The organism is Geomonas propionica (genome assembly GCF_016458235.1).
Taxonomy (GTDB): Bacteria; Desulfobacterota; Desulfuromonadia; order Geobacterales; family Geobacteraceae; genus Geomonas; species Geomonas propionica.
The window spans coordinates 44852-67209 of sequence record NZ_JAEMHK010000020.1 but is presented as its reverse complement, the minus strand read 5'-3'; the positions used below and the strand labels follow the sequence as shown (position 1 = coordinate 67209).

22 protein-coding genes and 1 pseudogene are annotated in these 22358 nt (G+C 61.7%); 12 read left to right on the top strand and 11 right to left on the bottom strand.

Annotated elements, in window-relative coordinates:
- Positions 1-34 precede the first annotated feature (34 nt).
- Both JFN90_RS20685 and JFN90_RS20680 read right to left on the bottom strand, forming a co-directional pair.
- Positions 35-949 (bottom strand): lysophospholipid acyltransferase family protein, encoded by a 915-nt coding sequence (locus JFN90_RS20685; protein ID WP_199397017.1) that lies wholly within the window; start codon positions 947-949, stop codon positions 35-37.
- 48 nt (positions 950-997) lie between these two features.
- Positions 998-1156 (bottom strand): hypothetical protein, encoded by a 159-nt coding sequence (locus JFN90_RS20680; RefSeq protein ID WP_199397016.1) that lies wholly within the window; start codon positions 1154-1156, stop codon positions 998-1000.
- A gap of 356 nt (positions 1157-1512) precedes the next feature.
- Between JFN90_RS20680 and JFN90_RS20675 the strand changes: the two genes are divergently transcribed.
- The gene (locus tag JFN90_RS20675; protein ID WP_199397015.1) at positions 1513-1713 is read left to right on the top strand and encodes a cold-shock protein; all 201 of its coding nucleotides are present in this window, start codon (positions 1513-1515) and stop codon (positions 1711-1713) included.
- Between the two features lie 284 nt (positions 1714-1997).
- The gene (locus JFN90_RS20670; protein WP_199397014.1) at positions 1998-2261 is read left to right on the top strand and encodes a DUF3553 domain-containing protein; all 264 of its coding nucleotides are present in this window, start codon (positions 1998-2000) and stop codon (positions 2259-2261) included.
- A gap of 107 nt (positions 2262-2368) precedes the next feature.
- Here JFN90_RS20670 and metE read toward each other — a convergent pair whose 3' ends face one another.
- Positions 2369-4672 carry a 5-methyltetrahydropteroyltriglutamate--homocysteine S-methyltransferase gene (metE, locus tag JFN90_RS20665; RefSeq protein ID WP_199397013.1) on the bottom strand — a complete coding sequence of 768 codons (2304 nt, stop codon included), beginning with the start codon at positions 4670-4672 and terminating at the stop codon, positions 2369-2371.
- 308 nt (positions 4673-4980) lie between these two features.
- Between metE and JFN90_RS20660 the strand changes: the two genes are divergently transcribed.
- Complete coding sequence (locus JFN90_RS20660) at positions 4981-6375, top strand: tetrathionate reductase family octaheme c-type cytochrome (RefSeq protein ID WP_199397012.1); 1395 nt, start codon at positions 4981-4983, stop codon at positions 6373-6375.
- 274 nt (positions 6376-6649) lie between these two features.
- On the opposite strand, the gene JFN90_RS20655 is transcribed toward JFN90_RS20660, so the two are convergent.
- Entirely contained in the window at positions 6650-7285 is a 636-nt protein-coding gene (locus tag JFN90_RS20655) for a YkgJ family cysteine cluster protein (protein WP_236019098.1), read from the bottom strand.
- 288 nt (positions 7286-7573) lie between these two features.
- Between JFN90_RS20655 and JFN90_RS20650 the strand changes: the two genes are divergently transcribed.
- Positions 7574-9556, top strand: coding sequence for an SPOR domain-containing protein (locus tag JFN90_RS20650; RefSeq protein ID WP_199397010.1), 1983 nt, complete (start codon positions 7574-7576; stop codon positions 9554-9556).
- Between the two features lie 148 nt (positions 9557-9704).
- On the opposite strand, the gene JFN90_RS20645 is transcribed toward JFN90_RS20650, so the two are convergent.
- Both JFN90_RS20645 and JFN90_RS20640 read right to left on the bottom strand, forming a co-directional pair.
- Positions 9705-10115: an SseB family protein gene (locus tag JFN90_RS20645; protein WP_199397009.1), complete on the bottom strand. Its 411-nt coding sequence runs from the start codon at positions 10113-10115 to the stop codon at positions 9705-9707.
- A 102-nt stretch (positions 10116-10217) separates the two neighbouring features.
- Positions 10218-10586, bottom strand: a complete 369-nt coding sequence (locus JFN90_RS20640) for a DnaJ family domain-containing protein (RefSeq protein WP_199397008.1) — start codon at positions 10584-10586, stop codon at positions 10218-10220.
- 259 nt (positions 10587-10845) lie between these two features.
- On the opposite strand from JFN90_RS20640, the gene JFN90_RS20635 reads away from it, so the two are divergent.
- The 3 genes from JFN90_RS20635 (at position 10846) to JFN90_RS20625 (ending at position 13166) form a co-directional block, all read left to right on the top strand.
- Positions 10846-11796 carry a diacylglycerol/lipid kinase family protein gene (locus JFN90_RS20635; protein ID WP_328755965.1) on the top strand — a complete coding sequence of 317 codons (951 nt, stop codon included), beginning with the start codon at positions 10846-10848 and terminating at the stop codon, positions 11794-11796.
- Positions 11793-12602 carry a metallophosphoesterase family protein gene (locus JFN90_RS20630; protein WP_199397042.1) on the top strand — a complete coding sequence of 270 codons (810 nt, stop codon included), beginning with the start codon at positions 11793-11795 and terminating at the stop codon, positions 12600-12602. Before JFN90_RS20635 ends, JFN90_RS20630 begins: the two co-directional genes overlap by 4 nt.
- Before the next feature lie 126 nt (positions 12603-12728).
- A complete protein-coding gene (locus JFN90_RS20625) occupies positions 12729-13166 on the top strand; it encodes a YbaN family protein (protein WP_199397007.1) in 438 nt (145 codons plus the stop codon).
- Between the two features lie 41 nt (positions 13167-13207).
- On the opposite strand, the gene JFN90_RS20620 is transcribed toward JFN90_RS20625, so the two are convergent.
- The 5 genes and pseudogenes from JFN90_RS20620 to JFN90_RS20600 all read right to left on the bottom strand — a co-directional run bounded on the left by JFN90_RS20620 (position 13208) and on the right by JFN90_RS20600 (position 16955).
- On the bottom strand, positions 13208-14842 hold the full coding sequence (locus JFN90_RS20620) for a methyl-accepting chemotaxis protein (protein WP_236019097.1): 1635 nt from the start codon (positions 14840-14842) through the stop codon (positions 13208-13210).
- Between the two features lie 182 nt (positions 14843-15024).
- Positions 15025-15501 carry an SH3 domain-containing protein gene (locus tag JFN90_RS20615; RefSeq protein WP_199397006.1) on the bottom strand — a complete coding sequence of 159 codons (477 nt, stop codon included), beginning with the start codon at positions 15499-15501 and terminating at the stop codon, positions 15025-15027.
- A gap of 145 nt (positions 15502-15646) precedes the next feature.
- Positions 15647-15964 carry a hypothetical protein gene (locus tag JFN90_RS20610; RefSeq protein WP_199397005.1) on the bottom strand — a complete coding sequence of 106 codons (318 nt, stop codon included), beginning with the start codon at positions 15962-15964 and terminating at the stop codon, positions 15647-15649.
- Between the two features lie 317 nt (positions 15965-16281).
- A pseudogene (locus JFN90_RS22685) lies at positions 16282-16464 on the bottom strand (methyl-accepting chemotaxis protein); the annotation flags it as partial.
- Between the two features lie 8 nt (positions 16465-16472).
- The gene (locus tag JFN90_RS20600) at positions 16473-16955 is read right to left on the bottom strand and encodes a PaaI family thioesterase (protein WP_199397004.1); all 483 of its coding nucleotides are present in this window, start codon (positions 16953-16955) and stop codon (positions 16473-16475) included.
- Positions 16956-17203: 248 nt separating this feature from the next.
- On the opposite strand from JFN90_RS20600, the gene JFN90_RS20595 reads away from it, so the two are divergent.
- From JFN90_RS20595 to JFN90_RS20575, 5 genes are all read left to right on the top strand, one after another.
- Positions 17204-18793, top strand: a complete 1590-nt coding sequence (locus tag JFN90_RS20595; RefSeq protein ID WP_199397003.1) for a PAS domain-containing sensor histidine kinase — start codon at positions 17204-17206, stop codon at positions 18791-18793.
- A gap of 24 nt (positions 18794-18817) precedes the next feature.
- The gene (locus JFN90_RS20590; protein WP_199397002.1) at positions 18818-19987 is read left to right on the top strand and encodes a M24 family metallopeptidase; all 1170 of its coding nucleotides are present in this window, start codon (positions 18818-18820) and stop codon (positions 19985-19987) included.
- Positions 19988-20139: 152 nt separating this feature from the next.
- Positions 20140-21315, top strand: a complete 1176-nt coding sequence (locus JFN90_RS20585; protein ID WP_199397001.1) for a thiolase family protein — start codon at positions 20140-20142, stop codon at positions 21313-21315.
- Between the two features lie 251 nt (positions 21316-21566).
- On the top strand, positions 21567-22034 hold the full coding sequence (locus tag JFN90_RS20580) for a DUF2889 domain-containing protein (protein WP_199397000.1): 468 nt from the start codon (positions 21567-21569) through the stop codon (positions 22032-22034).
- Positions 22031-22330, top strand: a complete 300-nt coding sequence (locus JFN90_RS20575; RefSeq protein WP_236019096.1) for a hypothetical protein — start codon at positions 22031-22033, stop codon at positions 22328-22330. Before JFN90_RS20580 ends, JFN90_RS20575 begins: the two co-directional genes overlap by 4 nt.
- The last annotated feature ends 28 nt before the right edge of the window (positions 22331-22358 follow it).

The following is a 22358-nucleotide window of genomic DNA, read 5'->3' as shown; positions in this document are numbered from 1 at the left end:
GCCGTCAGGCTGATCCCTTTTTTGCGTTAGCTATTTAGGCGCTTGCCTCGCCGGCCCGTTTCCAGCGCCGGTGCATCCAGTACCACTGGGTCGGGTGGGCAGCCACGAAGTTCTCCACGTAGCGCGAGAGCGCCTGGGTTTCCTTCTGGATACCGTGGTCGCTCATGTCCCCGCAGAAATGGTGCTCGGGGTAGAAGGTGATGACGTGGTGCTCCGCCTCGCGGTGGATGAATACGGGGAGCAGCGGGGCCCCGCTTTTGCGGGCGATGAGCACCGGTGCCTTGGTCGCCCATGCCTTGCGACCTAGCATGTTGACCAGCACGCCGTCTTCCGGGCCGGCCGCCTGGTCCGCGAGGATGCCGACCAGTTCCCCCGACCTCAGCGCCGAAAGGATCCCTCTGAAGGCTCCCTTCTTGTAGATCACGCGGCTTCGGTAGCCCATGCGCATCCGCTCCACCATGCGGTTGAAGAACGGGTTGTTCTGGCGCCTGGCTACCACGACGCCGTCACCGAACATGCGGCTGAAGGCAAGCGCCATCAGCTCCCAATTGCCGCAGTGGCCGCTGAAACAGATGATCCCTTTCCCCTTGGCCCGAGCCCTCTCGTAGTGCTCCAGGCCGCGCACCTCGATGCCGGCGATGAGGTGGTCGCCGCGGCCATGATAGAGTTGGCAGATCTCGATCAGGGATTTGCCCAGGTTGCCGTAGTTCTCGGAGGCGATAGCTGTCGGCTCACCGTGCCCTATCTGCCACAGCGGGTGCCCCTTCAGGTAGGGGAGGGCCTGCTTCAGGTTGTCCAGCACGATGGCGCGGCGGGAGGGGAGCAGGCTCCACAGGACGCGTCCTACCATCGCCCCGCAGCATTGGAATATCCCGATCGGGATCAGGGCACCGGCCAGGGTGAGACTGTAGAAAACTGCCGCCTGCAGCCTCCAGAATGCTTGTTGCATAAGATACCTATCTAACTTTCTCGCTCGGTCGATGCGCTCCAGGTGCGACTAAGGCCCGACTTCGTCGGTCTGGTCTGCCTGAAGGTCGGTCTCGTCTGCGAGGGGCGTCTCTGATTTTTCCTGTTTGCGCAGCGCCTTTTCCTGCTGCTTTTTTATCCGGTCCAGTTCTTTCTGGCGCTTTTGAAATTTGAAGTTTGGTTGTGCCATCAGGCCTCCTCGGAATAATTGGTGCGCAGCTCGATATAGTTCCCTTTTGGTAACTTTTCCGCCCTGTCGAAAGCCCAGGCAATGCTGAACCTCCACCATTTAAATAGCAAGCCTATTTCTGGAGTTTGGGGATTTATAATTTTTTTAATCGGTAAGTAGCTAAACCTGTTAGGTAACCTGACGTCGCTGGTCCACTAATTCGTGCCCTCATAGATGCTTGAAAAAGTGATTTTCCCGGTTTCAAAGTATCTGTTTCATATTTAAATAGCTTGCTTTATGAATACCAAGCTGTTACGGTGTCCAAAGTTCCGGATTTTCCGGACATATTCGCAACACACTTTTGGAGATGGAAAGACATGGCAAACGGTACTGTAAAATGGTTTAACGACAGCAAGGGGTTTGGTTTTCTGGAGCAGGAGAACGGTGAAGACGTATTTTGCCACTTCTCCGCTATTAGCGGCGACGGGTTCAAATCCTTGGCTGAAGGTGATAGCGTGACTTTCGACGTGGTCAAAGGGCCCAAAGGCCTCCAGGCAGCCAACGTCAAAAGGGTTTAACTGAAGCACCCCTGGCGAGGCAATCAGGTTCTGCCTGGCCTGCCCCGTACAGCTCTTCTAAGGACGTGGCCCCCTTGAACCAACCTCGGGGGCCACATCTTTTTGTCCCTCCTCCAGATCACCGCCACACCCGCACCACCGGGCTTTGTGACAGCGTCAACAGGTACTTTATCCGGCGCTGTACCTCCGGGCCACACCCCGGAAGTGACATTGTCCCGTCGCACGCCACAACCGGTCCTTCCGGTGTGCCGCCTTTCATGCTGCTAACCAAGAAAGGAAACGATATGTCCATCAAACGAGGTGATGTAATAAGCCATTGCGGAGCGAGCCAGTGGGGTGTAGGCAAGGTCACCGAGGTCTGCGCGACCTGGGTCGCCATCCACTTCAACGACGGCATTGTCAGAAAGATCGTCAGCTCCCACCTGGAGGACCTGCATCCGGCGGATCCGAAGTCGTTCGTGCCGCAGGCGGTGGTAGAGCAGAAGCTTCCGCACAGGGCGCTGGTGCCCAAAGAGAAAAAGACGACGCGCAAGGCCGTCGCGCGGTAGGGACACTACGCGAACACCCGGCCCGTGCCGGGTCGCCGCATGAAAAGAGGGATGAGCCGATGCAGGCTGATCCCTCTTTTGCGTTGTAACGGCGGCGTTGCCGGAAGCTAGGCGGGGGCGAGCTGGAGGCGGACCTGTCGCGCCGCCTGCACCATGTTGGCCAGTGATGCCTCTATCTCAGGCCAGCCGCGTGTCTTCAGGCCGCAGTCTGGGTTCACCCAGAGCCGCTCCACCGGCAGGACTTCTGCCGCAAGCCGTAAGAGCGTCGTCATCTCCTCGACGGTGGGGACGCGCGGCGAGTGGATATCGTAGATGCCGGGGCCGACGTCGTTGGGGTAGCCGTGCTGCCGGAAATGCTCCAAGGGTTCCATGCGGGAGCGCGAGGATTCCATGGAGAGGACGTCGGCGTCCATGGCGACGATGGCGGGGAGGATGTCGCCGAATTCGGAGTAGCACATGTGGGTGTGGATCTGGGTCTCGTCGCGAACCCCGGCGGTGGCGAGGCAGAAGGAGGCGACCGCCCACTCCAGGTACTCGGCCCAGTCGCGCCGGCGCAGCGGCAGCCCCTCGCGGATGGCGGGTTCGTCCACCTGGATCATGGCGATGCCCGCCTGCTCCAGGTCGGCCACCTCGTCGCGCAGCGCAAGTGCGATCTGCCGGCAGGTCTCGGCGCGGGGCTGGTCGTTGCGCACGAAGGACCACTGCAGGATGGTGACCGGGCCGGTGAGCATCCCCTTGACCGGGCGCTTGCTGAGCGACTGGGCGAAACTGCTCCATTCCACGGTCATGGCACGCGGGCGTGCCACGTCGCCGTAGAGGACCGGCGGCTTGACGCAGCGCGACCCGTAGCTTTGTACCCACCCGTTCTGGGTGAAGGCGAAACCGTCCAGTTGTTCGCCGAAATACTCGACCATGTCGGTGCGCTCGAATTCGCCGTGCACCAGCACGTCCAGCCCGAGCTGCTCCTGCCTCTCGATGCAGCGCCTGATCTCGGCGCGCAGGAAATCCTGGTACCCTTGGCTGTCCAGCGCGCCGCTGCGCCACTTCGAACGCGCCTCGCGCACCTCCCTGGACTGGGGGAAGGAACCGATGGTAGTGGTGGGAAGCATGGGCAGGCTGAAGCGCAGCCTCTGTCTGGCGCTCCGCTCCGCGAAGGGGGCGCTGCGCCTGGCCATGGCTTCGGTCACCTGCGCCGCTCGGTGACGCACCATGGGGTTGTCGGCGGCTGCGGCTGCCCGACGGCGGGCGAGCGCCGCTGCGGCCTGCTCGAATACCGCCCCCTGCGGCTGTTCCTGCTCGGCGGCGTCGGCAAGCAGGCGCACCTCGGCGACCTTCTGTGCCGCAAACGCCATCCAGCTTTTCAACTCCGCGTCGAGCCTGGTCTCGGCATCCAGGTCCACCGGAACGTGCATGAGCGAGCAGGAACTGGCGACCATGACCCGATCGCTGCCGAGGGTAGTAACGGCGCGCCGGACCATGCGTTGGGCCTGTTCCAGATCGGTGCGCCAGATATTGCGCCCGTCGACGACCCCGAGCGACAGTTTCATCCGTCCCGGTAGCCCCGTCAGCATGGCTTCGAGGTCCGCCGGTGCGCGCACCAGGTCGACATGGAGCGCCTCGCATCCCGATTCCATGATGAGACTCGCGTTTTCCCCGATCGACCCGAAGTACCCCGCCACCAGCAGGGCGGGACGTTTGGCCACCGCGGCCAGCCGCCCCAGGGCGGTGCGATATGCCTGCGCGCTACGCTGGTCCAGGTCGAAGCACAGGCATGGTTCGTCGAGTTGGAGCCAGGTGACGCCGTGGCCGGCGAGAAGCGCCAGCAACTCCTCGTAGACCGGGAGCAGGCGCGGCAACAGGTCAAGGGTTTCCATGCCGGAGACGTTGTCGGCAAACTTGGACAGCTTCAGGAAGGTGATCGGACCCGGAAGCACCGGGCGGGGCGTCACCCCCAGAGCCTGTGCTTCTGCCAGCTCCGCCGCTATCTTGGTGGGGTCCAGGACGAAAGACTGGCCCGCGTCCAGTTCCGGGACGATGTAGTGGTAATTGGTGTCGAACCACTTGGTCATCTCCAGGGGAGAGAGGTCTATGCCGGCGCCGCGGTCTTGGACCCCGTGGGCCATAGCGAAGTAGCGGTTCAAGGGGGCGGCGATGCTTCGGAACCGGGGCGGTATGGCGCCGACGGTGACGGCCATGTCCAGCATGTGATCATAGAGCGAGAAGTCGTTGCACGGGATCTGGTCCAGGCCGGCCTGCTTCATCATGGACCAGTGCCGGGTACGGATTTCTTGCGCAGTCGCCAGAAGCGATTCCGCCGGGGACGCGCCGCTCCAGTAAGCCTCGAGCGCCTTCTTCAACTCTCTCGCGATACCGATTCTGGGGTGGCCTAGCACCGTTGCAAGGACTGGCATGTGTTTCTCCTCTGCATACTGTGATCGAATGAAAGCCGCCGCATTTCAGCGAACGACAAGTTGACAATTGTATCAGCTTCGCCTGGATGTGCAGCTTACCGGTCGCCTCTGCGGGGGCACTTTTTCAAACAGGAACCGGCGCATCCGAGGTTGATGACTTCTGCAAGCAATTTGTCATTGACTAGACTACCCATCAAATATAATGTGTTCCACGGTAAAAAAGGGTAAAGGGGCACCCAGGTTGATCCTGGCGACCCTGCTCTTGTGCGGAGCGTCCGCCCAAAGATCCAGATCGCGAGGTCTCACACATGAGGAAATACCTGCTGTTATTTCTCGCCTTGGCCTGTGCTTCCACCTCGGATGCCGCCCTTAAGGGAACCCATCGCGTCATTTCCGGCCCCTTTCACACCGGGCCCGAGGTAACCAGGACCTGCTCCGGGTGCCATGAAAAACTGACCAAACAGATTACCGAGACAGTGCACTGGAACTGGAGTAAAAAGCAGACCCTGAACGGCAAGACCGTCGACTACGGCAAGAAAAACGCGCTCGGCAATTCCTTTTGCCTCGCCGTCCCCTCGAACCTTCCCGGCTGTACCAGTTGTCATGCCGGTTACGGCTGGCAGGACGATTCCTTCGACTTCACCAAGACCGAGAACATCGACTGCCTCATCTGCCACGACACCAGCGGCACCTACAAGAAGTACCCCCTGGGGGCGGGGCACCCGGTTTACCAAGGCGAGCACAAGGAATATCCCGCCGGCAAGGTGTGGGAACCGGTGAACCTGGGATTGGCCTCGCAGTCCATCTCGCGCCCGACCCGCGCCGCCTGCGGCAACTGCCACTTCTACAGCGGCGGCGGAGAAAACTACAAACACGGCGATCTCGATGCGAACCTCGCCGACCCGACTCCCGACTTCGACGTCCACATGGGAGCCAAAGGACTCACCTGCGAGTCCTGTCACAAGGCGGCCAACCACGACGTGAGGGGTGAGGCGATCTCCGTGTCTCCGGGCTCCGGCCCGCGCGCCATGGGGTGCACCGATTGCCATAAGGGTGATCTGCACAAGATTGCCATCCTCAACAAGCACATGAAAAGGGTCGCCTGCCAGACCTGCCACATACCGACCTACGCCAAGGGAAGCCCCACCGTGCTTTCCTGGGACTGGTCCACCGCGGGCAAGGACCAAAAGACCGGCGGCGATCCACTCAGGTCTTATGACAAGACGAGGGGAGATCTGGTGTTAGGCAAGGACCTAACCCCCAACTTGATGTGGTACAACGGGACGGTGGAGCGGGTTTTATTGGGAGAGAAGATCGACCCCGCCAGGGTGGTCCGGCTTTCGGCGCCGCGCGGAGAGCGTAGTGACCCGAATTCGAGGATATTCCCCTTCAAGGTGATGCAGGCCAAGCAGCCCTACGACCTGGAGAACCTGACCATCGCCGTCCCCAACCTGATCGGTCCTGCCGAAAGCGACAGCGCCTACTCCGTCAAATTCGACTGGAACAAGGCCATCACCGCAGGCATGAGGGAGGCGGGACTTCCCTACAGCGGCAAGTACGGTTGGGTGGAGACCACCACCGTCTGGTCGTTGAACCACATGGTCGTGCCCAAGGACAAGGCGCTCAGGTGCCAGAACTGCCACGGCGAGAACGGACGCATCGACTGGAAGGGACTCGGCTACGCCAAGGATCCCCGCGGCTAGCGCGAAAGCCCGCCAGCCGATAAGAATAGGAATAAACTAAACGAAGAAGGGATCAGCCACCAAGCTGGTCCCTTCTTTTTTGTGGAGAGAGTGCCTAAACCAAGGGAGTGAGGAAGGAAGGAGGGGAGGAAGGACGAGGGGAAGGAGGGGACATGCCGTCTTCCCGCCACGTACGTATGCTGCCACCGAAGCACTGCACGCGAACCCGCGTCCCCCCCTTTGCGAAGGGGGGACAGGAGGGATTTGCCTTTGTCATTTGTGATAGTTGCCCGACCTACAGCCAAATTGCCCGCGGCAGCCTCTCGCCGGCCAGGTATCGCTCCACGAACTCGGGGTGTTCGAGAAAGGCGAGCACTCCGGTGCCGAGCTCTATGCTGCGGTCGTCCAGCCCGACCTGACGCAACCCGGAGGCGAGGGCGGTGAAGGCGGCGTCAAAGACCGCCTTGCGGAACAAATCTGCCGGGACCAGCCGGTCCTCGTCCGTCACCGCCGGGAAAAAGGCCTCCCTGCAGCTCTGGCTGTCCAGCGAAGTTATTGCTCTGCAGGCGAAGGGGCGCACGGGGTGGATGCTGCAGCCGCCGTAAGTGTCCAGCAGCGGGCAGAACATCTGCTTCAGGATGCGCTCGTCGTCGTCCATCCAGCGCGCCCATGAGCGGTGCGCGGCAAGCCGCTTTTGCAGCCCGGCCAGTTCCTCACCGGAAAGGTTTGCGCCGAGCCAAAGCGCTATGGTCATCGCCTCCGGAAGCAAGACCGCGACATTGAGGACGCAGCAGTGCGGGCAACCGGCGGCGCAGGCGTAGAGGCGCTCGGTGCAGAAACCTTCCACTGCATGCGTGCAGGCCGCCAAGATTCGCGCCACCGTTGCCGGGTCGGCGCTTTCTCCCAACGCCTCGACCACCTGAGTGATCATCTGGGACCGAAATTCCTCTTCGTGCCATGAGTCGATGCTTTTCATATCGCAAGATTGTACTCAAGGATAGGAAACTGTCACGTGATCAAAATTCTGCAGATCTGTGACGGCGGCATCTCCACTGTCATAAAAGACACCTGTACCGGTTTCTTCTGTCACCAGATTCTTAAATTATTCTTTGACATTGACCTTCATGTACACTAATCTTGCCAAAATTTCAGCAACACCCCAAACTTCTGTCTCAGCTGCACTAGGACTGTAGACTCTATTGAACATGTGAGGTTTTGAATGAGCACCATACGCATGCTGTTAGTGGCACTCGTACTGGCTTGTCTGATTGTTCCTTCCGTCTCATTCGCAGACTCCGACGAAGCGTCGATGTTTGCCCAAGCCAAGAACCACTACAAGGAGAACAGTTACTATTTCGCCTCCACGTGGTTAGAGCGGATCCTGAAGAAATACCCGAATTCCCCGCAGCGTGAGGAAGTCCTTGCCATGCTGGCCAAGTCCTACGCCGCCACATCCAGGGACGACAAGGCGGTACGAACGCTGAAGACGCTGCTGAAGGATTTTCCGAAGGCGGCAGATAAGTTGGAACCCGGCCTGCTGAAGATGGTTCAGGATCAGAGTCAGCAGCCGCCGCAGCTTGCGGAGCCCGAGGCCGCGGCGCCCGCCGTAGCCGCTCCCGCTGTTGTCGCTCCCACTGTTGTCGCTCCCACTGTTGCAGCTCCCACTGTTGCCGCTCCCACTGTTGCCGGTGGGGCCGAAAAAGCTGCGACCGAGAAGGCCGCCACCGAGAAGGCTGTTGCAGAGAAAGCTGCTGCAGAGAAAGCCGCTGCAGAGAAAGCCGCTGCAGAGAAAGCCGCTGCAGAGAAAGCCGCTGCAGAGAAAGCCGCTGCGGAGAAAGCTGCTGCCGACAAGGCTGCTGCGGACAAGGCTTCTGCGGACAAGGTTGCTGCGGACAAGGTTGCTGCTGAGAAAGTCGCTGCTGACAGAGCGATAGCTGACAGAGCGATAGCTGACAGAGCGATAGCCGACAAACTCGCCGCGGACAGGGTGGCTGCTCAGAGAGTAGCTGCTGAAGAGGCGGTTGCTGGAAAAGTGGCTGCAGACCAAGTAGCTGCCCCGAAGGCCTCGGCCGCAAGACCGGCGACCATCGAGGAGGCAGTTGCTGAGCGAACTGCGGTCATCAAGGCTGCAGTGGAGAAAGCCTCAGTTGAGAAAGCCGCCGCCGAGAAGGCTGCGGCCCAAAAAGCTGCTGCCGAAAAAGCCGTAGCTGACAAAGCCGCTGCCGAAAAAGCCGTTGCGGATAAGGCTGCGGCCAAACAAGCAGCTGCAGAGAAGGCCGCTATGGACAAAGAGGCTGCCAAAAAAGCGGCTGCGGAAAAAGCTGCTGCCGACAAAGCCGCTGCCAAGAAAGCGGCTGAAGAGAAGGCCGCGGCCAAGAAAGCGGCTGCGGAAAAAGCCGCTGCCGACAAAGCGGCTGCCAAGAAAGCGGCTGCGGAAAAAGCCGCTGCCGACAAAGCGGCTGCCAAGAAAGCCGCTGCGGAAAAGGCTGCTGCTGACAAAGCTGCCGCCAAAAAAGCGGCTGAAGAGAAAGCCGCGGCGAAGAAAGCTGCTGCGGAAAAGGCCATTGCCGACAAAGTTGCCGCCAAGAAAGCTGCTGCAGAGCGAGCCGCTGCCAAGGCCGCTGCGAAGACCACCTCCGATAGTGCGGCCAACGCTGCGGCACCTGCTGCTGCATCCGCTGCCGCACCTGCAGTTGCGGAACAACCCCAACCGCAGACAATGGCAAGTGCAGCTTCTCCCGTCGGCTATACCCTTGATTTCGGCAGTTTTGTACTGAAGTCGGAGATGGTTCAGATCAAGAAAAAGATCAAGAGCGCGGGGATGAAGCCGGTAGTGGCGTCCGGTCCCAAGAGAAAAGAGCAGATGAGCCGGATCCATGCCGGTGAGTACTCTGACCAGCAGACCGCGGAGAAAATGTTGCAGAAACTGCGCAAGGCGAAGGCCGAGAACTTCATCCTTCAGGACAAGAATGGCAAGTTCAACGTCTATGCCGGGTCGTACTTCGACAAGGTTGGCGCCGTGGATGAACAACTGAGGCTGGCCGGGTTCGGTATCACAACGGAACTGAGGCCGACAGTGGTTCAGGTGCCCACCTTCATCCTGACAGCCGGTTCTTTCAAAAGCGAACAGGACGCAGCGCTCAAAGGGGCCGAACTGGAAAAGCTCGGCGTCAAAACCGCAGTGGTGCCGCGGACCAAATAGACGCAGGGATACAAAAAGCTTGAAAGCAAAAGGGGCGGCCGTTACGGCTGCCCCTTTTCTTGTTTTGGGGGAGGCATCCGGTCTGGCTGCCCCTTCAAGTTCTATTCCTCAGCGATGGTAACGGGCGGGACCCCGCCCGGGGAGATCATCAAGCCTGCTGATTACCAGCCGCCTCGGCGTTGCAACGCTCAACCGCGTCCCTAAGCCAGGCGATCTCTTCGGGATGGAACTCCTTGGAGTATTCGGTGCCGACGTTAAGCGCCCAGTTCAGGGGCTCCACCGTGGTCAGTGCGAGCAGGTGACCGGGGACCTCGATATAAGGGGCTGCGGGCTCCCAAGCCTGAAGGCGCTCCACCGTGCTGAAAAGCATCAGGTAGTCTTTACCGTCAGCCTCGGCGATCAGCGGCACCACGCCGCCCGCTTCTTCCTTCTGCTCGCTTTCCGCGAGAATGGGGACGAAAAAGGAGGCGTTGAGAAAGATGTCATAGAATGCGGACTGCTTTTTGCCGTCCGTCGTGTTCTGGCGCATGGTTACCAGCGCCTCGTCTAGTTTTTCCATCTGGGTTCCTTTGGGATCGTTATCGGAGGGGAGCGTAGTGTTTACCACTGGCACCATACCGAACGAGGTGGATCATTTCAAGGATAAAGATAAAACGATTTGTCACCCCTGTAGCTTGTCGAGGAGTTTATCCTGATACTCGGGGAGTAGGTCCAGTGAGAGAGGGCGCTTACGGGTCATCTCGAGCTTCATCAGTTTGAAGTTAAGTTCTCGCACCTTCTTCATCCGCTCTTCGCTCTCCTCCATATCCAGGATTAGCCGACGCAGTGAAGCCACCTCGTTGGTCAACTCCACCTCGGGAGGAACGCAGCCTGCGTTTTTGAGTACCTTGTAGGCCATGCGCAATTCTTCGGGTACCGCAGACAGGTCTTCCTGCACCAGAGGCTTGCCGCGCCCGGGGAGGTTGTCGAAGTCGCCGCGCTCGATGGCTTCCTGGATTCGTCTTTCTGCTATGATGGCGAAAATTTCCATTCCGAGATTTTGGCAGAACTACCGACAGATAGTCAACTGCCGTATCGGCTGGATGATGTGGTCGCGGTGCCATTATCCGGCAAACATGAGTGGCTTTGCGACCGCATCCATTACCGCTAGGAGGGCGAATGATTATTCGCCCCTACAGTTTGACGGTACTTTGAAAGACGAATCAACCGTTTTGCCACCAGCGGCGTACTCCTCCGTACATGTGTTAAACTCCTCTCCTGGCCTGGTCAGCAGGCGGGGGAGGCCAATCGTGTTTCAGAAAGCTCCGCAAAATGCTCCCATCTTTATCGTGATGAATGCCGGTTCCGGCGATCGAGACGCCGACAGCCGTGAGCAGGTCATCGCACAAGTGCTGTCGCGTGCCGGCCGAACCTTCACTCTGTGGCGCGTCGGCAAGAGCACCGGGATCGCCGACACTGCGCGGGAGGCGGTGCGGCTCGCCCGGCAGCAGGAGGGGATCGTGGTGGCGGCGGGGGGAGACGGGACCATCAACACAGTGGCGCAGGAGGTTCTCGGCACGGGATGCCCGTTCGGCGTGCTGCCGCAGGGGACCTTCAACTACTTCGGGCGCAGCCACGGCATTCCGCTCGATACCGCCGAGGCTGTCGAGACGCTGGTCCGCGGCAGGTTGCGGCTGGTCCAGGTAGGGCTGGTCAACGACAAGGTGTTCCTGGTGAACGGGAGCGTCGGCCTGTATCCCCGGATCCTGGAAAAGCGCGAGGCCCACAAGCAGATATTCGGTCGCACCAGGCTGGTTGCCCTGCTTTCGGCCCTGGTCACCATGTTGACCCCACCTCCGCAGTTGGTGCTGACGCTGCACGGCGGCGACAACCCATCGATGCTGCATATCTCCACGCTGCTGGTGGAAAACAACCCGCTGCAGCTCGAGGAGGTGGGGCTCCACGAATCGGATGCGGTGCAAAAAGGGGAGCTGGCGGCAGTGGCGGTAAAGGCGAAGGGGGTATGGCAGATGCTGGGGGGGCTGGCACTGGCAGCAATGAGAAGGTTAAGGGACTCGGAGAAGGTGGTGAGTTTCCCGTTTGTGCAGCTGACGGTGCGGCCGTTGCGCAGAAGACGCATCAAGGTCGCTACCGACGGCGAGGTCAACTGGCAGGTGCCGCCGCTGGTCTTCAAGGCGGTGCCGCACGGGTTGCTTCTTATCGTGCCAGATCACGAAGGCGAGGGGAAGGGGGAGCCCTGAGCTGTCTGCTGCACATCTCGGACACCCACTTCGGTACTGAGCAGCCCGAGGTCGTGGTGGCCCTGCTCGCCTTGGCCCGTGACCACGCTCCGGACCTTTTAGTGCTTTCCGGCGACGTGACCCAGCGGGCACGGCGCAGGCAGTTCCGCGCCGCCCGCGACTTCCTCGACATCGTGCCGGCGCTGGCAACCATGGTGCTTCCGGGGAACCACGACATCCCCCTGTTCAACCTGGCCGCGCGCATCTTCGCGCCCTACCGCAACTACCAGGAAGTGCTGGCGGTGCCGCTTGAGCCTGAGTTCGAGTCGGACGAGCTGTTGGTGCTGGGGGTGAACAGCACCCGGCCCAGGCGCCACACGGTGGGGGAGGTGTCGGCAGCGCAGGTGACCCGGGTGGCCGACCGCCTGCGCCAGGCGCGGATGGGACAGCTTCGCATCGTGGTAGCGCACCAGCCGGTGCGGGCCATTAGGGACAGCGATACGAAGAACCTGCTGCGGGGACACGAAGCTGCGGTACGGGCCTGGTCCGAGGCTGGTGCGGACCTGATCCTTGGCGGGCACGTCCATCTGCCGCACCTGCGGCCGCTGAAGGAAGTCTTTCCCGATCTGCCACGCCAGGTCTGGTCGGTCCTGGCCGGCACCGCCGTCTCCTCGCGGGTCCGCGACGACATCCCCAACTCGGTCAACCTGATCCGCTACTCAGCCCGCGAGACTATCCCTTGCTGCACCATTGAGCGCTGGGACTACGGTGCGCCCGGACGCTTCCTGCTGGCGCACCGCCAGCTGCTCGCGCTGCAGCGTCCCTGACCTCCTCGACAAAATAAAATATTAAAACCACGTTGCCTCGCTTACAATTAAGAGGACAATCTGGATTTCATCGGCGCTTGGGCCTTGTGTGGGGCGCGCTCCCAAGGCCGTCTCAGTGGAGAGAAGATGCGGCATCGGCACCTGAAGGTCAGGCTGGTCAAAAGTGAGTGGCTGCGCTACCTGCTCCTCGGGACGGGAGTGTTCTCCCTTGCCGCAGGCGTTGTGGGGCTGTTCCTCCCCCTCGTACCGACCGTCCCCTTTCTCTTGGTGGCGGTCATCTGCTTCTCCCGCAGCTCTGAGCGCTTCCACACCTGGCTTGTCGAGCACAGGCATCTCGGCCCGATGCTGAAGGAGTACCTGGCGCACGGCTCTATTCCGCTCCGGGCGAAGTGCCTGGCCATCGCCGCCATCTGGATTTCGTTCCCGGTAACCGCCTTCGTGGTGGTGGATGCCGTCTGGCTGCGCGTCCTCCTCCTCTCCATCGCCGCTTGCGTAACCCTCTACCTCATCGTCATGCCGACCACTCCCCATCCGACCAAAGTGCCCGAGTCTGATCGTGACTAAACCTGCTAAACCTGACCTGACCGGGGCCCGGGAATCGTATCTCAGTCGATCCTGAACTGTCTCACCCTGGCCTGGAGCTGCACCGCGTTCTGGCTCAGAAGGGCGGCCGCGTCCGCTGAATCGTGTGCCGCGCCGTTGGTTTGCTGTACCACGAAGCTGATCTGCTGCATGTTGCCCGAGATCTCGCGGGTGGTCGCGGTCTGCTGCTCCGCCGCCGTGGCCACCTGGTTAATCTGCATGGTTACCTCCTCGATGCACTCCATGATCTCGCGCAGCGCCTGCTGCGATTTGCCCGCCTCGACGGTGCCCCGCTCCACCTCGTCCACCCCCGCCTCCATGGCGCCCACGGCGCTCCGTGTCTCTTGCTGGATCAGCGTGATCATGCCTTCAATTTCCTTGGTGGCCTTGGTGGTGCGCTCGGCTAAAGCCCGCACCTCGTCGGCCACCACTGCGAAGCCGCGTCCCTGCTCGCCGGCACGGGCGGCTTCGATCGCCGCGTTCAGCGCAAGCAGGTTGGTCTGGTCGGCGATGTCCTCGATGGTGCCGAGGATGGCGCCGATCTGCTCGGAACGGGTGCCGAGGCCCCCCACGGTCTGCGCCGATTCCCGGACCCGGGCGGAAATCAGGTGCATCGCGCTGATGGCCCCGTCTACTACTGCTGCCCCGGCCGACGCGGTGGAGTTGGCCCGTCGGGCCAGGTCGGCGGCGCCGGCGCAGTTGAGGGCGATCTCGGAGGAGGTGGCGGCCATCTCCTCGCCGGCGGCGGCAACGCTTCCCACCTGACCGGAGACCTGGTCCGCGCCTGCCGCCATCTGCAGCGCTGTGTCATTGAAGCGCCCAGACGCCTGGGAGACTTCTTCGGCGGAGCTCCTCACCTGCGCCACCACCTCCTTCAGGTGCGCCGCCATCCGGTTCATGTCGGAGGCGAGCAGCCCCAATTCGTCGCGCCCCTCGTGCTCGATGCGCGTGTTGAGGTCGCCCTGGGCGATCAGGTTCACCCCGCGCGCCAGCTCCGAAATAGTGCGCTGCACCGATCTCACCAGGACCAGCATCACGCCGCCTCCCACCACGAAAACAAGAAGCGCGATCAGCAGGCAGTTCAACAAAAGGCCGCGCAGCACGCCGTCGATATGGTTCATCGAGATGTCGGCGCCGATCACGTACAGCGTGCCGTCGGCGGAGCGCACCGGCAAGAAGATGGAGCGGAAGGTGCCCCACTTGTCTGAGTACTGGTCGTAGTGCAGCCTGCCATCCTGAAAGGCGGCCTTGAGTCCCGGGCTTGCGTCCTCGTATGGATCAAGGAGCTTACTCTGCTTCCCGGTCGCCTTTTCCTCCTTGGTGTAGCTGGAGGAAGAGAAGACGATCTTTCCGTTTTTTTGCACCATGGTGTAGATGTAATTGAACCCGGACGCGTTGGCCCAGGCGGTGAGACGGTCGCTCAGGGCATCGAATTCGGCCGGTGTCGGGGGGGCGGTCGCTATCCTGGCGTGATAAGAATCGGCGGCAAGGCGCGCTCCCTCGACGCAGGTGTGCAGTTCGCGGTCTACGTCGGCCAGGATCTCTCCTTTTTCGCTGTAGTAGGTGTGCAGCGTGAACGCTGTCGTGGTGAAAAGGTTGAGGACCATCATGGCCCCAAAAAACTTGGTGGACAATTTTACTGAGGTAAAGCCTTTCATCGTGCGCTCCTGTGCTGACGTGTAGGGTCAGGCACCTTATCGGTCATGGACCGGCAAGCTTTAGAGGCGTGGCAGCGGAAGAGGGACCAGCGGAAGAAGGGGACCAGCGGAAGAAGGGGACCAGCGGAAGAAGGGGACGACGGGGACAAAAAATGGGGACCGTTTCCGGTCCCCAGCGGGGATCATTTCTTGTGTCTCATCGCCACCTTTATCTTGCGGATGTCCTTGCGCACCATGGCCACGTCGCGCTCGACGTTGAGCACCTTGAGGCGCAGGTCGGTGATCTGCATGGCGAGCTTTTCGTTGCTGGGGACCTCTTTGGCAGCTTCTGCCGCCGGTGCGGCGCTCGTGGGGATGGGCACCGGCTCGGTCGAGGCGACCATGACCGGAGCATTCGAGGAGAGCGCCCAGCCGCCCACATAACCGTTCAGCTTGCCGTCAGCGGAGGCAACCTTGACCCACCCGCCTGCGCAGCTTTCCGCAGTGACCTTGGCGTCCTTCTTGAGGACCGCGACCACCTTCGCCTTCTTGCTCGCGCTCTTGCGGAGTCGGATTTCCGGGGCGGTCACAGTACAGTTGGTGCTTTCGGCCAGGGCCGGAACGGCGAATGCTGCGATAGCCGCAGTTGCCAGGATGATGTTGCGGATCTTTTTGCTCATGGTGTCTCCTTTTTATGAGTAATGCGACCAGAAGGTCGAGGCTGAGACTAACGGGGAGGCGACGCGGAGGTAGCCCCGGAGTTCGGGTTTAGATCCAGCGTGAAAATAATACCGGCATAATTAAAAATAATCAATCAAAATCACTTCAATTTTTTGCGATGACTTTGAGGGGATGGATTGTGTCGTTGTGTGCCGTCATGCGTCGACCGTCCCTGAGTTTGATCAGGTCCACCGTCTGCATGATCTTGTTGTACTGAGACAGGTTCACTCGTGCTCCTGTCAGTTCCTGGAGAGCCATGTCGGCGATCTCGGGATAGCGTTGCATCGCGGCATGCAGTTGTGAGTATTGGTAGCTGGAGATTTCGCAGCGGCTTTGTTGGCCCGCCTTACGTATTCCCGGATTACACGCGATAACGGCTGTTATGGCAACGAACAGCAGCACTACGAAGGGAGTTTTTTCCATGTAGAGTGACTGACCTCTCATAAATTCGAGCAACAGTCACAGTTATCGGCGCCCATCGTGTTTACTGTAGGAAAAAAACCAAAAAGAAAAGGCAGCAACCGGGATGTCGGCGCTGCCTTTTTCTTTTTCAAGAGCTTATTGGAATCTTTCGAAGTCCGAGTCGTCCTGTTCCATCTCCAACGCCAGTCCACGGGCCGCCGCCTTGCGCTTTGTCTGCAGCGGCGCCGGGGCGGCCGACTGCGTGAGGGTCTTCTTGCGCGTTACCGTCTTTTGCTTTTGCTGTTGCGGCTCCTGCTTCAGTCCGTGCAGGGGGGGAGTGCCTTGGTACCGCGTTCCGCCCCTTCTACCTTGAAGAAGGTGATGACCCCCTGCAACTGCTCCGCCTGGCTGGAAAGTTCTTCCGCTGTGGAGGACATCTCCTCTGCGGCCGAGGCGTTCTGCTGGATCACCTGGTCGAGTTGCTGGATGGCCTTGTTGATCTGTTCCGCCCCGGCTCCCTGAAGCTGGCTTACTTGCCGGGGATGGTGATGCACAGGCACTGTGCTTCGGCATAGGTTGTTTCACCGCGGAAGATGCGGCCATGCACCATGATCTTGCGCCCCTCAACAGAAACCACCTTGCTTTCGACCGTCACGACCTTCCTGAGCGGCAGCATGTTGCGGAAACTCACGTTGAGGTTGCCGACCACGATGGGATACCCGGCCGCCCAGGCGGCGAGCCCCAGTGCCTCGTCCATGATGGCCGCCACGGCGCCGCCGTGAGCATGTCCCGGAGGACCTTCCGCCTCGGGGCCCAGCCAGAAACGGGCGTGCAGGTGCTTCTCGGCGTCCCGGTAGTAGCGGGCCCGGAAACGGTCGCCCCGGGAGTCGCCGGAGACGAAACGCAGGGAGTCTCCCACCAGGGCCGGTGCGTCGAACGGGACCCAGTCCGTTGCGCCGCTTAGATCGATCTCGGTTTGCTCACAAGCTTTCAGTACGGTTGAATTGGACACTCTAGTTTCTCCTCGTCTGGTTTACGTGCACGTAAAGCAGGGGGTACCTTAGCAGAGTTTTCCTTCGAAATAAAGAGGGTGTCGCATGTCGTATACAAAAAACCTCGTGGCGGTGCATCACCCCAGTCGAATCGCGAGGTTGCTAGACCAATTCCAGCCATTTCCCTGGCACGAATCAGGTTGACACTTTGCTCGACAAAGCGTAAAAAAATCCTCACCCCAACGTTACATCCAGTGCCGGAGTTGTTATGAAAGATGAAGTGACAACCGCAGGCGATCTCCAGGCCGAGGTGGCCAGGCTGCAGGCCGAAAATGCCGCGCTGCGCCTGATCCTGAAGGAGCAGCAAGAGGCCCTGCAGGGGCATGACCAGGGCGGGCGCTGTTTCCGCTGCCTCTACAACGAGACCCCGGTCATGCTGCATTCCATCGACCGCAACGGCCTGCTGCTTGGGGTCAGCAACTACTGGACCGAGGTGCTGGGCTATACCAGGGAGGAGGTGCTCGGCCGCCCTTCCAGTGACTTCCTCACCCCCGCTTCGCGTCGCTACGCCGTGGAAACGGTGCTGCCGGAATTTTTCCGCGCCGGCTATTGCCGCAACGTCGAATACCAGATGGTAAAGAAAAACGGCTCGGTGATCGACGTCCTGCTGAGCGCCGCTGCCGAGCGGGACACGCAAGGCGCCATCGTCCGCTCCATGGCCGTCATGGTCGACGTCACCGAGTGGAAGGCGGCCGAGAAGGCGCTCAAGGAGAGCGAGGCCCGCTTCCGCATGATCGTGGAGACTGCGCAGGAGTCCATCGTCGCCGCCGACCGCACCGGTTGCCTCTCCTATCTGAACCGCCAGTTCGCCGAGATGCTGGGATACGAGGTGATTGAGCTGCTGGGGCGCCCCTTCCTGCAGTTCGTCGACCATGCGTTGCACGATGAAACCGCCGCCCGCCAGAGAAGCCGCGAGAACGGCGTCTCGGAACACTACGAAACCATACTGGTACGCAAGGACGGCACCAGGGTTTGGGCCAGCGTCACCGCCATGCCCATCCACGATGCCACCGGCTTTTTCCAGGGCTCATTCGCCATGATCTCCGACGTCAGCCGCAAAAAGCAGGCCGCCGAGGAGATCGAGGTGCTTCATACCCACCTCTCCGCCCGGGCCCTCGAGCTGGAGACCGCCAACGAGGAACTCGAGGCCTTCAACTACACCGTTTCCCACGACTTGCGCCGTCCCCTGACCGCCATCTACGGCTTCGCCCAGGTGATCATGGAGATCTACGGGGCGCAGCTCGAGCCGCAGTGCAGGGACTACGTGCAGGAAATCGTCAACGGCAGCATCAAGATGAACCACCTCATCGACACCCTGCTGAACTTCTCTCGTCGCTACACCGTTTCCCTGAGCCGGGAGCAGGTGGACGTGAGCGCCCTGGCCGAGGAGATCCTGGCTGAGCTCAGGCTGTCCGACCCGCAGCGCCGCGCGGAGTGTGTGGTGCAGCCGGGGGTGGTGGCCGATGCCGACCCACAGCTGCTGCGGGTGGTGCTGGACAACCTGTTGGGCAACGCCTGGAAGTATTCGGCCAAGAAGGAGGAGCCCCGGCTTGAGTTCGGCGCGGTAGAGCGCCAGGGAAGGGAGACCTTCTTCGTGCGGGACAACGGGGCCGGCTTCGACATGAGCCGTGCCTCGGTGCTGTTCAAACCGTTCCAGCGACTGCACGACTCCGACGATTTCAAGGGGACCGGCATCGGTCTGGCCAGCGTGCAGCGCATCATCCAGCGCCACGGCGGGCAGATCTGGGCCGAGGCCGAGCCCGACTGCGGCGCCACCTTTTTCTTCACGCTCGGCTGAGCGCCGGCAAACCAAGGAGAACCCATGCTGATCAAGCAGGAATCGCAACAGAGGATCTCGAGGCTGCAAGAGGCGCTGCGGGACAAAGGGATGGACGGCGCCCTCTTCATCCACCCGATCGACGTCTACTATTTTTCCGGCACCCGTCAAAACTCGACGCTGTGGGTCCCGGCTTCCGGCGCGCCGCGCCTTTGGGTCCGCAAGAGCTTCGCCAGGGGACAGCGGGAAAGCTTGATCGATGACACCCGTCCCTTTCCCTCCAGTAAGGAATTCCCCGGGGAGTTCGGGTCGGAAGTGCGCACCGTGGGCTTCACCTTCGACGTGGCGCCGGTACAGCAGTACAACTACTACCTGAAGCTCCTTCCCGGCCGCGAGTTCGTCGACGTCTCCGCCGTCAACCGCGAGATCAGGTCGGTCAAGTCGCCGTGGGAGCTGGACCAGATCCGCTACTGCGGCAAACAGCTGGCCGGCGTGTTCGGCGAGGTGCCCGCGTTCCTGAAGCCCGGGATGCGGGAGGTGGACCTTGCCGCCGAATTCGAGTTCCGGCTCAGGAAGGCGGGGGGAGAGGGGTACGTGCGCATGCGCGCCTTCAACCAGGAGCTGTTCCAGGGGCTGGCCGTTTCCTCCGCCACGGCCGGCGCCACCGGCTTCTTCGACGGCGCCGTCACCGGGGAGGGTATGTCGAGCGCCTCGCCGCACGGCGCCTCCGCTGCCCTCATCCCCATCGACGCCCCTATCCTCATTGACTACACCGGTGTCTTCAACGGCTACATCATCGACATGACCAGGTTCTTCGTGATCGGCAAGCTCGCCCCGGAACTCGAGCACGCCTTCCAGACCGCACTCGCCATCCAGGGCTACCTGGCGGAGCACCTGAAACCGGGGGCGATCTGCGAGGAGCTCTTCCTGGCTGCCGCCGACATGGCGCAGGCGGCGGGGCTCGCCGACCATTTCATGGGGGCCCCGGGCGAGAACGCGCGTTTCGTCGGCCACGGCGTGGGACTCGAACTGGACGAGTTCCCGGTACTGGCACAAGGGTTCAAGGTGGCGCTGCAGGCCGGGCAGACCCTGGCCATAGAGCCCAAGTTCGTGTTCCCGGGACTGGGTGTCATCGGTATTGAAAACACCTTCGCAGTGAGCGACGCAGGGGGCGTCAGGTTGAGCGAGCTTCCCGACGACATCGTCTATCTCTGAGTACAGGCACAGCCTTTATTACCAAGGGCAGCTCCCACCGGGCTGCCCTTTTTTATTTGCCTCTGGGCTTGGTTTGCCAGCGGTGGCTGGAGATACGACCAAAAACAGGTACATTTAAATGCTCCTATCATAGTGAGAGCGGGGGAGGGAGCATGAAAGACATATACGTGGTCGAGGCGTTGAGAACTCCTTTTGGCTCCTTCGGGGGGGAACTGTGCGACCTGGAGGCACCGGCCCTGGCGGCTCCCGTGCTGCAGGCGCTCCTGGAGCGAAGCGGTGTCGCCGCCGAAGCGGTGGACGAGGTCATCGTCGGCCAGGTCCTTTCCGGCGGCTGCGGGCAGGCGCCTGCGCGCCAGGCGATGCGGCGGGCGGGCATCCCCGATACCACCCACGCCATGACCATCAACAAGGTCTGCGGCAGCGGGTTGAAGGCGATCATGCTGGCCGCCGGGGCCATCGCGCTCGGTGACGCGGAAATCGTACTCGCCGGCGGCATGGAGAGCATGTCCCAGGCCCCCTTCTTCCTGAAAAAAGCGCGTTACGGCTTCCGCATGGGGCACGGCCAGCTCTTGGACCTGATGTTGTACGACGGCCTCCAGGACCCCTACTCGGGGCGGCACATGGGGGAGATCGCCGAGGAAGCGGTGAAGCGGCACGCGCTTGGGCGCGAGGCGCAGGACGAATTCGCGCTACGCTCCTACCAACTGGCCCAGGAGGCGGTGAGCCGGGGGATTTTCAACGACGAGATCGTGCCGGTACAGAAAAAGGGGCGTCACGGCAAGGAAACGGTCGGCGAGGACGAGGAGCCGTTCCGCTCCGACATCGCGAGGATGGCGGACCTGAAACCCGCCTTCGGCCGGGAGGGGACCATCACTGCCGGCAACGCCTCCACCATCAGCGACGGCGCCGCCTTCGCCCTTCTCGCCGGAGAGGAGGCCGTGGCGCGGCTCGGGCTCGCCCCGAAGGCGCGTCTGGTCGCCTACGCCACCAGCAGCATGCACCCCGACCACTATACCGACGCGCCGGTCGGCGCCATCAAGGCGGTTTGCGCCAGGGCGGGGGTGGAACTGGGGCAGATAGACCTCTTCGAGATCAACGAGGCCTTCGCCGCGGTCCCCCTGATCGCGATCCGGGAACTGGGCCTCGACCCCCGCAAGGTGAACGTCAACGGCGGTGCCTGCGCCATAGGGCACCCCATCGGGGCCAGCGGCGCCAGGTTGGTCGCGACGCTATTGTGCGAGCTTCGGCGCAGCAAGAAGCGCTACGGCCTCGCCTCGCTCTGCATCGGCGGCGGGGAGGCGGTGGCGGCGCTTTTCGAGAGGGTGTAGCGAACTCGCGTCCACCCGTGACAGGGCCCGGGGAGGGGACTGGCTCCGCAGGTGCCAGTCCCATTGTCTTTGTCTGACTTTGAGGATCGGTGCTGCATGTACATTGCTCTGTCTTGCGAGCCGTGGCTGGGAGTCGGTTCCCTTCTGAGTTTCGCTTGACATATCCCGCCCGAGCGGCGAAACTCTCCCCCCGACGGACCGGCCGCCCCGCGGCTCCAGGAACGGATAACCAACGCATAAAGGTAGTGTCGATGCAACTGAACAGCATGGAAGATTTCCAGAGAGACATCTCGTACCGACTCTTGAAGCAGCCCGACGGCACGGCGCTGCTCACCGCCACCATGAAGGACCGTTTCCACGACGTGCTCCTGGAGGTGCGGGTCGAGGTCGCCACCATGAAGATCATCTCGGCCGAGGCCGATTTTCGCAGGTCCCCTACCCCGGACTGCCGCAACGTCTCGGGCCGGATGGCGGGGCTCACCGGCTTCGTTATCGGCCGCGGGCTGCAGCGCAAGGTTGCCGAGGTACTGGGCGGCTCCACCGGGTGCGGCAACATGCGCAACCTGCTTATGGGACTGCTGCCGCTGGCCCTGAACCTGGGCGCCGCCGCCGGGGTCACCGACGAGGCCGAGATGCTGGACGCCATCCACGAGAAACTGGTCGGCACCTGCGCCGGTTACGTCGCGCCGCCGGTCAAAAAGACGGGGGAGGGGGAATGAGCATGCAATGGCACCATCTCACGCTGAGCGCCGGCGAGATCGCCGCCGGCAGAACGACCGCGATCCAGGAGGCCTTCACGGCGCTTTTCCGCTCGGCCGGCGGTCCCCGCACCATGGCGCTGTTCCGCAAGGAGGCGCCGGAGGGGGGCGTCGACCTCTACTTCACCCCGGAGTGCCAACTGCACGCCTGGCCCCTGTTACAGGAATGCGGCGCCACCCCCTGCGCGCCCCCGTCCCTCGCCGGACTGGAACTGCTGGTCGGACACAACGAGATCACCTACTACCTCACCACGTGAAAGACGCTATACTGGGACGGTGATTTTA